The organism is Vibrio sp. 10N, assembly GCF_036245475.1.
Classification (GTDB): domain Bacteria; phylum Pseudomonadota; class Gammaproteobacteria; order Enterobacterales; family Vibrionaceae; genus Vibrio.
This window is the reverse complement of record NZ_BTPM01000002.1, coordinates 633,737-645,886: the sequence shown is the minus strand read 5'-3', so window position 1 is coordinate 645,886 and position 12,150 is coordinate 633,737. Positions and strand designations below refer to the sequence as shown.

General features: G+C 42.1%; 12 protein-coding genes and 1 tRNA gene. 9 read left to right on the top strand and 4 right to left on the bottom strand.

Translation table 11 applies throughout. The features are described from left to right. The first annotated feature begins 11 nt into the window (after positions 1–11). The 4 genes from AAA946_RS19070 (at position 12) to AAA946_RS19055 (ending at position 2,780) form a co-directional block, all read left to right on the top strand. A tRNA-Ser gene (locus tag AAA946_RS19070) sits at positions 12–102 on the top strand. Between the two features lie 89 nt (positions 103–191). Further along, positions 192–1,523 carry a tyrosine-type recombinase/integrase gene (locus tag AAA946_RS19065; RefSeq protein WP_338166346.1) on the top strand — a complete coding sequence of 444 codons (1,332 nt, stop codon included), beginning with the start codon at positions 192–194 and terminating at the stop codon, positions 1,521–1,523. Continuing rightward, a complete protein-coding gene (locus tag AAA946_RS19060; RefSeq protein WP_338166345.1) occupies positions 1,516–2,298 on the top strand; it encodes a hypothetical protein in 783 nt (260 codons plus the stop codon). Before AAA946_RS19065 ends, AAA946_RS19060 begins: the two co-directional genes overlap by 8 nt. Positions 2,299–2,372: 74 nt before the next feature. After that, the gene (locus tag AAA946_RS19055; protein ID WP_338166344.1) at positions 2,373–2,780 is read left to right on the top strand and encodes a hypothetical protein; all 408 of its coding nucleotides are present in this window, start codon (positions 2,373–2,375) and stop codon (positions 2,778–2,780) included. Positions 2,781–3,191: 411 nt separating this feature from the next. On the opposite strand, the gene AAA946_RS19050 is transcribed toward AAA946_RS19055, so the two are convergent. The 3 genes from AAA946_RS19050 to AAA946_RS19040 form a co-directional block, all read right to left on the bottom strand. Beyond that, entirely contained in the window at positions 3,192–3,788 is a 597-nt protein-coding gene (locus tag AAA946_RS19050; protein WP_425514822.1) for a tyrosine-type recombinase/integrase, read from the bottom strand. Between the two features lie 89 nt (positions 3,789–3,877). After that, complete coding sequence (locus AAA946_RS19045) at positions 3,878–4,429, bottom strand: carboxymuconolactone decarboxylase family protein (RefSeq protein ID WP_042500184.1); 552 nt, start codon at positions 4,427–4,429, stop codon at positions 3,878–3,880. A gap of 36 nt (positions 4,430–4,465) precedes the next feature. Further along, positions 4,466–4,708: a DUF2798 domain-containing protein gene (locus tag AAA946_RS19040; protein WP_171356905.1), complete on the bottom strand. Its 243-nt coding sequence runs from the start codon at positions 4,706–4,708 to the stop codon at positions 4,466–4,468. Between the two features lie 147 nt (positions 4,709–4,855). On the opposite strand from AAA946_RS19040, the gene AAA946_RS19035 reads away from it, so the two are divergent. After that, the gene (locus AAA946_RS19035) at positions 4,856–5,776 is read left to right on the top strand and encodes a LysR family transcriptional regulator (protein WP_171356904.1); all 921 of its coding nucleotides are present in this window, start codon (positions 4,856–4,858) and stop codon (positions 5,774–5,776) included. 63 nt (positions 5,777–5,839) lie between these two features. On the opposite strand, the gene AAA946_RS19030 is transcribed toward AAA946_RS19035, so the two are convergent. Beyond that, positions 5,840–6,355 (bottom strand): hypothetical protein, encoded by a 516-nt coding sequence (locus AAA946_RS19030; RefSeq protein ID WP_171356903.1) that lies wholly within the window; start codon positions 6,353–6,355, stop codon positions 5,840–5,842. Positions 6,356–6,957: 602 nt separating this feature from the next. Between AAA946_RS19030 and AAA946_RS19025 the strand changes: the two genes are divergently transcribed. From AAA946_RS19025 to AAA946_RS19010, 4 genes are all read left to right on the top strand, one after another. After that, the gene (locus AAA946_RS19025; protein WP_338166343.1) at positions 6,958–8,256 is read left to right on the top strand and encodes a tyrosine-type recombinase/integrase; all 1,299 of its coding nucleotides are present in this window, start codon (positions 6,958–6,960) and stop codon (positions 8,254–8,256) included. Positions 8,257–8,261: 5 nt separating this feature from the next. Beyond that, positions 8,262–9,095, top strand: coding sequence for a hypothetical protein (locus AAA946_RS19020; protein ID WP_338166342.1), 834 nt, complete (start codon positions 8,262–8,264; stop codon positions 9,093–9,095). A gap of 358 nt (positions 9,096–9,453) precedes the next feature. Continuing rightward, positions 9,454–11,097, top strand: coding sequence for a hypothetical protein (locus AAA946_RS19015; RefSeq protein WP_338166341.1), 1,644 nt, complete (start codon positions 9,454–9,456; stop codon positions 11,095–11,097). A gap of 159 nt (positions 11,098–11,256) precedes the next feature. Continuing rightward, the gene (locus AAA946_RS19010; protein WP_338166340.1) at positions 11,257–12,042 is read left to right on the top strand and encodes a DUF2971 domain-containing protein; all 786 of its coding nucleotides are present in this window, start codon (positions 11,257–11,259) and stop codon (positions 12,040–12,042) included. Positions 12,043–12,150: the final 108 nt, after the last annotated feature.

Genomic DNA, 12,150 nt, shown 5'->3' with positions numbered 1-12,150 from the left:
AGCGCCAACACGGAGAGATGGCTGAGTGGTCGAAAGCACCGGTCTTGAAAACCGGCAACCGTTAATAGCGGTTCTAGGGTTCAAATCCCTATCTCTCCGCCACTATTCTTTACGCATTAAGCCCTTGTTTTACAAGGGCTTTTTCGTATCTATCGTACTGCAAATCACCTATCCCGCAGAGAGGTGAGACAATGTACTTACAAAAAGCGCCAAATGGTGTATATCAAACCCGCGTTTGCACTCCAAAAGAGCTTCGCTTCCATGGCTATCCGTACGATTTCAAATTCAGTTTGCTTACTCGCGATAGACAATTAGCTATCGAGCGTAACTTCGAGATTGCTCAGTGCATCCGCGCTGCTTATCGCATAGCAATGCAAGGCACTATACCTAGTGCGAAAACCTTCACGCATACTTTAAGGGAACAAATTAGAGTAATACGAATGGAGTATAATGAAGCGCAACAAACTGATTTCTCTCTCGAAGAATCAAGTAAGCCAGGTTTTAGTGACTTTCCTGAGCTTGACCACATCGATTTTCACACATTAGAACCTTACCCAGCTTCTCAGCAGCATCCAATTTCTCTTTATAGCGTAGAGAGCTTGCTGAGAGAGTTCTTAGCATCAAAGCGTGTAGAGAACGTCAGAGCGCTGACTGTACATCAACTCGAACAGCGCATATCTCATTTCTTGTCTTTTGCTCACAGTAATAACACTGTCTACATTACGTCAGCGACATTTATGCAATATGTGACTCAGCTTCACAGTGAAAAGCGGTCAATGAAGACAAACAAAGATTACTTTGCTTCAACGACTCAGTTCTTCGGGTGGCTGTATCAGATGGACTACATATCTCATAATCCAACGGATAAAGTATCGCCCAAATTTAGAGCTAAGCAACACGCTAGCACCGAGCGCGAACGCTGGACGGAGAAAGAACTCTTTGACTTTCTATCGAGTAAAGCTTTTCGTAATCAGTCACTCGATTTTCAGTGGATTACGCAACTTCAACTATTTCACGGACTGAGAACGGGAGAAGCTTGTCAACTCTATACAAATGACGTCACAGAGGTTGAAGGGATCTGGTGCCTGCACGTTAACGACAAGTCAACAGATCAGCACTTAAAGAATTCCCACGCTATTCGATTCGTCCCACTACATCCACATATACGGGAGGACTTTATAGCGTTTGTTCGTAGCCGCAGTAAACGCAATAACCGCCCTCTCTTTCATTACAAGCCCTTGTCAGTCGATAAAGATTGGACAAAGACTTATCGAACTCAGTTCGGTAAGGTGCAAACAAAGATTGGAATGAAACCCAAACATAGACCGACTTCTTATGGGTTACGCCACACATTCATTGACCAGCTTAAAATTGCAGACGAGGCGGAACATGTCGTCGCAGAAATTGTTGGTCATACCAATCCGCACATGACTTTTGGTCGCTACGGAAAAAAGCTAAAAGTCACTCGACTTCTTGAAGCCGTAGCTAAGTTTAATATGACGGTGGAGATATCTCATGATTAAGTTAACTGACCAAATACGGACGGATATCATAACTGCGCTGCTCGAAGGTGCGTCGTATCGAGAGAGCATCGACATGCAACAGTTTTTAAAGAGAGGAGTTACAGAGTCGGAAATCGGCTTAATCGACACTTCAATTCAGTTGCTTCATGAATCACCTTATCTCACAGACCGTGACTTTGAAAACCTTGGTTACAGCTATAAGAGCGTACAACGCATTTTAGGTGGCATCAGTCACTTTAAATCACTCTTAAATCTCGAGGAATATACGCTTCAGAACTGGATAGTAGATAACGGGCTTCAGTATGAAACTCCCATAACACTGCCTTACTTCATTTACCAACATTTCGTTGATGAAATAAGAACTCATCATATGAGTGGATTGATGCTCAGTTCAGACTTTGAAGTGGAACTTGGAGGGCACTCCGCCAGATCGATCATTTTTAAATGTGGAACGAGCCTTCTACTTCCCAAAGATGCCACCGAAATGGCCGCTTACATAATCCTTTCGAGATTTGGGCGGTATAAGTCGATGACGTTTGATTCCGAGACGAACACACTAACCGCAGAAACGGAACATTGCAGTCTAAATGTCGAAGTAAAGATCTTCGCGTCTCAACTTACTCGGCAAACTCCGATATCTGTCTGCTTGATTGATGATATCCCTGAGTGCGATTATTGTTCTCGTTCATCGACTAAAATTCTTAAACTAGGCGACTTTTCAATGAAACACGGAAACGGAGCTAATCGCGAGCTTTTGAAAGTGATGAAACTCTGACACTCAATCCACGCAACACGAGGTGGGCGTCAAATTAGTCCCCACCTCACCCCCTGACACTATGAGGAGTTTGCATGAGAATACTTTACGTCGATGTCTTTAGCCTGCTTCGCTCAAAATCAGATTCAATAGACATCGAATCTGCGCACAAGCTTGCTAAAGCGGCAGAAGAAGCGAATTTGATGCTATACCCAACATTAAGTAAATACACACGTGGTTGGCTTGTCGAGAACAAGATTTTTGATAACAACATTCTCGCTCCCGATATAGCAACGAGTCGTAGCTCGCGTCTTGATGACTCCCACCCAATTCGTCATTTAAGAGCGCACGCGCATGCTTTAAATGTCACAAACTGGTGGGTTTGTGGCGACTTTTCTGGTGATGAACTGCTAGCTGACTATTGTGAAAGATATTTATCTAGTAGGTACGGTGCGGGCGTAACGGATGAGCTGATTGAGAAGATAAAGATGCTCAGCTTATAGTAGAACAAAGCTATCTAACTAAGGCTAATTCAAAATTATTTGAATACAAAAAGACCAGCTATAGGCTGGTCTTTTTGTCGTGTATCAGCAGCATTCATACAAACTAAAGAGTAAAGTACTTCTGCCTGTCGCGATTGGTCGAGTGATACGCCCCCCCAACGCCAAATGTTAGGTTAGTTGGTTCGAGTAAAAGTGTCAACTTCATTACTCTTCTAGCTCGTATAGTCTTATTCAAACTCTCGACTCAGCGTCGGTGTAACCGACGAGCTGACTGATAAGATAAGGCTACTCAAATCATAACCGACGAGGTTTGTAGTGAACAGCAGTCAAAAGTCTCAGCACACTTGTGGACAAAAATGAGTCAGAGCAAAAGCTCTAATATGCCAATGTTTGATAATTAAATCTTGCCAATCAGCTCTCAATTTCTTCAGATAAACGTAGGGCATCTTCCAACTCAACACCCAAATATTTGATGGTATTTTCGATCTTGGTGTGCCCGAGTAAAAGCTGAATTGCTCGAATATTTTTAGTTTTCTGGTATATCAAGGTAGCCTTGGTTCGGCGCAATGAATGAGTGCCATAGAGATCAGGATTGTGGCCTAAAGCAAGTGCCCAACTCCGAATTATTCGGCGGTAATATGAATAGCTTAGAGATTGATGGGGCTTCCGTGGGCTTGGAAAAAGGTAGTCTTTAGGTTGAAGTTCTTGGTCTTTAATCCAATGACTCAGCGTTTGCTGTGTTCTCTGAGTGATTTCAAACTGAACGTCATTGCCAGTCTTTTTCTGAACATATTGAACACGGTTGAATACTAAGAAGTTAGATGAAACATCTGACACCCTTAATGATAAGAGGTCATTCGAACGTAGCTTGCTATCGATTGCAAGGTTAAGAAGAGATAGTTCCATCAGATTATTACTGAGCTCTAAGCGAGTTCTAATCCGCCAAATTTCCTCCAATCTAAATGGCTTTTTTACGCCCGTTTTCTTGCACTCCATATGCTCCCTCATTGTACTGTTGCTAACAGACGTCTAAATTGGAAGTTTTGTAAAGAAAGAGCGAACTTACTTGTTCGCTCTATGACATCTAGCTCGTGTGACTATTTTTTAGACCAAGCAAACTTTTCAAATACTTTGTCTACAGGTGTGTGAGCAACGTGGTTTACGTAGTTGCTGATCACCTTTTGCGATAGGCCAAGAATCACTTCAAGTACCTGCTGCTGACCGTAACCCGCTGAGAAGAATGCTGTTAGGTCTGCCTCTGATACATTGCCACGCTCACGCACTACCGCTAGAGTGAAGTCTTTAAGTGCTTGCAACTTTTCAGTTGGCATTGCTTCATCATTACGCAGTGCTTCAGTCAGTGCAGGGTCAACCTTCATCGAGTGTGCGATACCAGTGTGTGCAGGAACGCAGTAGTGACACTCGTGCTCAACGTTAATGGTTTGCCATACTACCGTTAGTTCTTCCGCATCAAATGACGTGTTAGTAAATTGCTGATGCAGTTGCGTGTATGCTGTTAGAATTTGAGGAGATTCTGCCATTACCGCGTAAAGACCCGGAACCATACCCATTTGCTTTTGTGCGCCCTCAAGGATTGCTTTGCTTTTCTCCGGTGCTGACTCAACAGTGTGTAGTTTAAATTCGCTCATTTTCTCTTTCCCATTCTCTGACTTATTAACGCTTACTTATTTTACTTCAGGCTCTAGCAGCACTTTGGTTACGAACAGGCGAACCGTTGGTGCAACAAGGGCTAAAACTAACAGTGCAGATGGCACCATTTGTGAAACTGCATTTAACCACGCATCAAAGAACACACCATTTGCAGGGAGTGTCTTAGCAACCATGATAGCTGGCATACTAAGAAGCATAGTAGGCAGAACCATAGAAACCATTAGTGGATATTGGAATTTACGTGGAAGTTTTTTCATGATTAACTCTCTATACTTAACCGAGTTTGGCTAACTGATGGGGTTATATTAGCCCTGAACTTCTCAATCAAAAATAGACAACATTGAACTTGAATCTTTCATATTTGAATGATTAACTCAGAGTACGACGCTCAAGAGTGATCAAATATGAAAGCAAAGGACATCTCTAACCTCTACCTGTTTTGCCAATCTGTCGAGTGCGGTGGTTTTGCAGCCGCGAGTCTTAAAACCCACGTTTCAGCACCAACACTATCAAGGGCAGTGGCAAGCCTTGAAGATAAGCTGGGTGAAAAACTGGTACACCGTAATGCAAAGCAGTTCCAACTCACCACAGCAGGTGACGAATACTACCAACGCTTTGCTGCTCTCTTTATGCAGCTAAATGATGAGTGGACGCAGCTTTCCAATAGCCAGCCAGTATTAACGGGCGAAATCCGAGTCTCTTGCCCAGAGCCATTTGCGGATAACTTTTTGCAAAAAATGGCGATTGAGTTTATGCAGAATCACCCAGAAGTCTCCGTCACGATTCAATTTAGTGCAGGCACAGAGCGTTTCTTTGATGAGCAGATAGATCTTGCGATTGTGACCATTCCACCTCATGCCAGTCACTTAATACAGCGCCAATTGTTTGAGTCACCATTAATGCTTGCAGCATCCCCAAACTATATCGAAAAGCATGGCCAGCCTGAGCGGGCAGAAGAGTTGATTGATCATCAGCTACTATCTGGGAATAACTTGCCATACTGGGAACTAAAAGAAGATGGCAAAGCGATCCGTATCCCCTATCAACCACGATATTCCGTTAGCAGTTTACGCTTGAATATTGATGCAACATTAGCAGGTGCGGGGATCTGTATGATGCCGAGAGCCGCCTTTGAAAAGCCTGCCGAAAGAAAAAAGTTAGTCGAGGTATTGCCAGACGTTGAATGCCCTACAGGTAAAGCATTCTTGGTGTGGGCAGACAGAAAACTGATAGCGACCAGAGTGGTAGCTTTTAGAGATATGATTTTTGAACGCTTTGGTCAATCGGCAGAGTTTTTAGCTTCGATAAACTCAGAACGAGATTAATCGTCACCAGAAAGAAAAAACGCCAGACTAGACGAACTAATCTGGCGCTTGTATTGTTAGTGATTACTTTTTACGAAAATATAGGAATGTATTCAACCACGCTAAACCAAGAATAATCAGTGTCATTACAGGCGGTTTAGACTGAAGTGGCAATACCTCCGCTGGCACACTTGGCAGCAGGTGAACATACACAGCCACAATCATAATTGCTGTCGTTAATAGCGTTGATAACTGCATCGCTTTATCTTTAATCGGCGCAGGTAGAACTTTATTACCAATCATCACTACAAGCAGCAGTAGACCTGCAAAAATCTCACCTAATTGCCCAGCCCAGCGAGACAAAGTTGGGAAAGGCAGTTCGCTCAGTGCAATTTGTTTTGCAAACATCGTCGTGAACGGGTCAAAGAATTTTACTGTTCCCGCCATCACCATAAAGGCACCAAGAAGACCCGTTAGTATCTTTTGAATTTTTGTGCCCACGCTGTCAGTTTTGTCATAACTACGAACCAAAAAAACACCCGTAACGAGTAGCATCGTGCCTATAAGAGATAACTCAAGAATTAGTTGTGATGTGCTCATTTCAAACCTTCATTATGTATTAGCAAGTTGATGACGCTATCCTACGAAACATTCTAAAGTTCAAAAATAGACAAGTTTGATTTTCATCCATGCAAAAATGAAAGATTGGATTATATAGATTTACTTCCTAGAACGTTTTGGGGCATTTTTGATTTAGGATATGAGGTCTTCAACACAGAGATGGAACTTCACAAACCATCAATCTCAACGCCAGTTTCTTAAGAACTTCTCTTTGCTTAAGTCTTAAAAAACGACAAGATAACGCGATGCGCATCACACTTTTCTCCAACGGTTGATTTTTCTTCAAAATTTATTAATCACTGAATAATTACTGCCTACTTTATCTAGTTCTTATAAATCAGACACTTAAATCGACTAAAATATACACACTAAAAATATACCTGAGTCATTAGATATCAACGCCACAAAAAGTCAACAAAACCTTAAATATCATGTACTTGCGATCATTTTTGATCTGTGATTTTATATAAGCACATTCACTAATGAGCAATCAAAAAATAATAATAACTAGTACAGAATGTACGCTCCGCGAGAAGAGCAACTCAATTTTTTTGATGGCCTTAATTTTGTAGGTCGAGGATATGAAGTCTGATAAACAAGAAACAAAGCAAGCCCCGCAAAAACGAAGAAAGTTAAAAGCCAGAACTGCGAAAAAGCGCAAAGGCACGCGATCTTCCGATGTATCTCTTAATGTTGATGACTACGAGCAATCTTCAGTTGCTAGAGCAGTTTGTCATGAGTTAAGCACCAAAGAACCGATCTTAGCTGAATCTACCGTCGTTTGTATGAAGACACATGCAAGGCACATCATTAGACAGCTTGGCACAAAATCCATTGATGAACTTTGCATAGAAGATATTGAAACTCTCAGGACGACTCTACTAAAAGCGGGTTGTAGAGCGAAAGTCATAAACGGCTGTTACACAATACTGCGAGCGATTTGCTCAAAAGCACAAACATCAGGTCACCAGAAATATGACCTCATGCAAACATTTAAAAATCTAAAAGTAGTCAATAAAGAGCCGCATCCTCTCAATGAAGAAGAAGTGAGAAAGCTGCTCTTAACTGAAACCGATGATCAGGTATCAAAGGACATGACTATATTTGGTCTTTTGACAGCGCTACGTATCAGCGAACTTATCTGTGCAACATGGGAGAACGTTGAGTTTTATGTCGAGGAAGGCGTTGAGAAGTGCCGACTCTTTGTCGATCTAGCTAAGCCGATCAATCAGTACAAAGTTACGAAGACAAAAGAATCTACCCGAATGATAGAGTTATCTTCAGAAGCTGCGAAGATTCTAAGACGTTTACAACCAATCACTGCTATGAAAGCTCCTATCTCAATAGATATCGTAGAGCGAGACAATATCACTGTTCGGAAAGACAAACGCAGGTTCATCTTTATCAATGATCGAACAGGCCGAGCATGGATCAATTCAAAACAGTTCGCGAAACAGTTTTTCACCGAATTTCTGACCAAAGCTAATGTGGCTCACCGCGGCCCAAACCAACTTCGCCACAGTTGTGCATCGGTTCATTATAACAGTGGCACCAGTGTTGCCTGGATCGCAGACTTATTAGGACACAAAGACGTAAGTATCGTTGAGCAACACTATGCGAAGCGCAACAAAGTTAGTTTAAAAAAAGAACAAAAGAAAGCAGAGAAAACAATTTCCGATCTCTTTAAGTTAACTGACGATAATTCTATTAAAGTGCCTGATCAGATAGTTACCCAAAAACAACGATCCCAAAATGCAACGAATAAAGATAATGATTTTATTATGACAATGCTCGAGCTGGCGGGAAACACAAATGATAAAACACACAGGGAGCAAATTCTTCAAGCTATCGCATACACGCTAGATCTCGACAAGGAGTAGTTAATATGAATGACACTACTCCCTACTCTGCCTCACTTCCTGCCCCGACAAGGCAGGAAGGAAGCTTGGCTAACTCGCTCAAAGACAAATGGAAGCTTGAACTTGAAAATTGTGGCTGCTCTATCGAAAAAGGCAAAACAATAGAAGATTATGCTCGTGCTTTTGACGACCCATCAACGGCACCGACTTCAGCTAAAGCACTTCAAAGTGTGGTCGGTGGTGATTTTAAGCGCGTGCGCATAGCATTTAAGTTGTTGATACAAGCAACTAGACCCACACCTCTCATTAGAGACAAATCGGCGTGGTTCGTCGATGCCGAGCAACGCATAAGTACTGCTTTGAAAAACGAAATGACGACCGTATGGCAAGCGTTTGACGCAGAAGTTCAGCACTTAGTCGACATCCGCACACAAGAGTCTTTAAACCAAATTTCTATGCTAGACAAAGAAAATGAAGACTTAGCTGAGTTAGTTGATGAGTTGCAACGCCAAACGGACGACGTCGAATACTATCGCAATCGAAATAAAGTACTAGAGGTTGAACTTGCTCGCACAGAGCAAGTTTATTCTGAGCTACGTGACAAATACGACTCGTCTCAAAGTGAGCTAAAGTCGATGCTTCTCATAAACAGCGAGTTAGCTACAGCAAAATCACGTAATGAGATGCTTAGTGAACACAACGCGTCACTCGATGATGATAAGAAGCGTTTGATCAATGAAAACCGACGATTATTAGACATCATTACTGAGTTTCAAAAACGAGAATCTATCGCGCTCAATAATCAAAGCGATGATTACGCGCATGCTAACTTCATAGACGAAGAACTATTGAAAGATTAGTTTTCCCTTGAAGAGCACCTGGGCTGCGCCCAAAGCCCAGTCAGACCGACCAACAAAATAATTAGACCTACTCTAGTAGGCGAAAATATGACAATGACAATACGCAACGCACTAAGGCGTTACACCTTTAATACTGTACAAATAGCAAAACTGAAGCGCGAAAGCGCTTCAGACTGCGTGTCAAAACACGTGCGCAGGCGGTTAAGTTTTCGACAAATAAGGAGAGGCGTAAAAACGCATCGGCTTAGTAACCAGCTACACCACTGTCACACTTTTGCGAAGCAAAAGATGAACAGTGGCTGCTGGCGAGAGAAGGCTCTCTCGACTCTCAAAATGCCATCCTCACAAGGAGGATGGCATGAATACTAACTTCAAACCAGTAAGGTTTTTTTACCGTCATTTTAACTACAACTCTACACCCTCTTCTCGAAAGAAGTGTGAGGTTTCTTTGCGTCATTCCTTGCGTATCTCCCCCAGTATGGACTCTGTAAAGAAACTTGAGTGGAACTCAGCGCTGTCTCGCAACAACTTAGCGATTGTAAATGGCAAAGACTTAAACCTGTCTCAATTAACCGAAGAAGAACGCTGGAAGATACTGTCTGATATCGCACCAGAAGCTAGGGTTAGAGATCACACGAGACTCAAAACCCAGCATCGCCAATACAAAGCTAAACTGAAGAAGGCCATCGACACCGAGTACAAGCTAGGACATTACGAAGCAGCGGATTTTATTCACTCTATTATCAACAACCCAAGTATTATCAGCCCTTTTGAACTAAACCGTGCTAAAGCATTTGAAATGGCTAGGCCAAAGCAGCGTCTCAATGCTATTAAAAAGTACATTAATGCCCATAACACTTTTGTTGGTAAGCCTAAGAGTGAGAGAGCAACATATATTCAAGAGGGAATATTTAAAATTCCAGCACACTGGGGCATCGGTTCGGATATCATTTCAATGCAAGAGTATATGCGTTTTACAGAACGATTCTTGCTGCATCACTTCCCACAATACTCAAACCCACTGATTGTCGGTCACGATGATGAGCGTTTAGAAGAGGAAAATACGGGACTGCATACTCATTATTTTATCAGTGGCCAAAATTTAACTACTGGCGAATATGACCTAAGACGAAGTGAAATTAAACTCGTCAATAAATACTTAGTATCGTGCGGTAGAGAGAGCGAAGTATTACCAGAAAATGGTAGGTTGAATCACCGTCAAACCATCCTCTTAGGGCGATATTTTCAGGAAGTAGTTCAGGCTTACACAAACAAGTGGTTGCTCAACCCAAAGGGCTACCATGCAGAGTTTTCCGAAGAGTCAGAGAAGCGCACTGAGCAATACCAGCGCATGATTAGACAAGCTAAACTGCCGAAGTCGCTGCGTGATTTCAACTACTATTCCCGAGGACTAGAGCAACTCAAATCACTGACCCAAGAGCTTAGAGTTCAAGAAGAAAAACGTACAGCTAAACTCCTAGAACTTGGTAAACAGGAGTCAAACGCTAAAGATGAACTCAAGTACACAAAAATAGAACATGAATTGCTCGTTGACCGTATGGATGATGTGATAAACAACATACTCCGCTTTGAAGAGCAACTCCGCGAAAAGCACTTTGAGCTTCAAGGTAAAGAACAAGAAATAGAGAAACTTAGACACGATACCGAATACTTGGCTCGCCAGTATTTGAGCATCGAAAAAGGCTTAGAACAACGGAAAGATGAACTCGAGCATGTAGAACAGCAACTAGAAAAACGAGAGCGCGAGTTAAGAATGATGAATGAAGATAGTCATCGCATCGCTGTTTCAATGATTGTAGATGCTTATATGCTAATGTTAGCCAAACATAAGAAGTTTGACAGCTCAGCGAGACGTTTTACTGACGCTATCGCAGAGAAGCTATCAAGCGACATGCCTCATTCTTTCAAGCAGATTGTGGATGTAGCTTTGGAACAGGCTGGCTTTGACTCACAGAAGCATCGAGGCCGCGAATTTGACTGAGAAGCTCTGTTCAAGAACGCGTCGGAGTGGTCGACACTAGCTCAATTCTGCCCCAAAGTTACTTAGAACAGACGCTCTCCGCCAAATGTCTCGGTTAGGTTTGACTTAACTTTTCTCATGCTGCAATGTACCTACAGATGCATACAAGGAAGGAAATATATGCTCATTGGTCACCATTACACGTCAATTGATACTTTTATTAGCATTCTTGAAAGTACGAATATTTGGGCTGCTAATCTACGGAACATGAATGATCCTAATGAGGGTGCTTTGGGTTTAGATAAGTTAAGAAACCTCATACGAAAGCAGTACGGTACTTGTCTCAGCAATTCAACATCTGATATAGATTGCTTCTCAGTATCTTTTTCTCTCGAAGATGATGTTCTAAGCCAGTGGCGAGCCTATGCAAATGACGGGACTGGTGTATCGATCGGGTTTGATTTAGATGTGCTAGACCAGTTTATCACACCAACTATCGATACAGTTCCGTTCACTTCGCAAATCATTAATGTTAAATATGGTGACGAAGATTTTCTCGGAAACGCCAACCGATTTTTGTCTGACAAAAATTTTCATGACAACCCTGATGAAATAAACTTGTTCGTGAGGTTTGAACAGTATGCTTATAAAGACCTTTTTTATAAAGAGGAAAGTGAAGTCAGGTTGGTAGCAGAATTACCAAACCCTTTGACGTTTGAAAGGGGCTGTTTATATCAAGAGCAATACAAAAAGACAGTCCATGAGAGAGTGTCTCCTTATGGGCTTACAAAGTACTTACATTTCCAGCACAGTTGTCGTTGCACAAATCAAACTGCCATAAAGTCAATTAGACTTGGGCCTAAATGCCCTCTGGGTGTCGAGGATGTAAAATATTTGCTGTTTAAGCATGGTGTTGGTGATTACAACACGATAAAGATTGCGCACTCCAACGGCAATTATCGCTAGTGTAAATGCCCGAAGATACGCAACATAAGAGTAACCCAAAGCTACTTAGATTGAGATGCTTTTCACCAAACCAGTGCAATCGAATTGACTAAAAATTTCTAATGTAAG

Coding starts and splice junctions, on each gene's coding strand:
- AAA946_RS19065 (WP_338166346.1), top strand. CDS start 192: ATGTACTTACAAAAAGCGCCAAATGGTGTATATCAAACCCGCGTTTGC.
- AAA946_RS19060 (WP_338166345.1), top strand. CDS start 1,516: ATGATTAAGTTAACTGACCAAATACGGACGGATATCATAACTGCGCTG.
- AAA946_RS19055 (WP_338166344.1), top strand. CDS start 2,373: ATGAGAATACTTTACGTCGATGTCTTTAGCCTGCTTCGCTCAAAATCA.
- AAA946_RS19050 (WP_425514822.1), bottom strand. CDS start 3,788: ATGAGGGAGCATATGGAGTGCAAGAAAACGGGCGTAAAAAAGCCATTT.
- AAA946_RS19045 (WP_042500184.1), bottom strand. CDS start 4,429: ATGAGCGAATTTAAACTACACACTGTTGAGTCAGCACCGGAGAAAAGC.
- AAA946_RS19040 (WP_171356905.1), bottom strand. CDS start 4,708: ATGAAAAAACTTCCACGTAAATTCCAATATCCACTAATGGTTTCTATG.
- AAA946_RS19035 (WP_171356904.1), top strand. CDS start 4,856: ATGAAAGCAAAGGACATCTCTAACCTCTACCTGTTTTGCCAATCTGTC.
- AAA946_RS19030 (WP_171356903.1), bottom strand. CDS start 6,355: ATGAGCACATCACAACTAATTCTTGAGTTATCTCTTATAGGCACGATG.
- AAA946_RS19025 (WP_338166343.1), top strand. CDS start 6,958: ATGAAGTCTGATAAACAAGAAACAAAGCAAGCCCCGCAAAAACGAAGA.
- AAA946_RS19020 (WP_338166342.1), top strand. CDS start 8,262: ATGAATGACACTACTCCCTACTCTGCCTCACTTCCTGCCCCGACAAGG.
- AAA946_RS19015 (WP_338166341.1), top strand. CDS start 9,454: ATGAATACTAACTTCAAACCAGTAAGGTTTTTTTACCGTCATTTTAAC.
- AAA946_RS19010 (WP_338166340.1), top strand. CDS start 11,257: ATGCTCATTGGTCACCATTACACGTCAATTGATACTTTTATTAGCATT.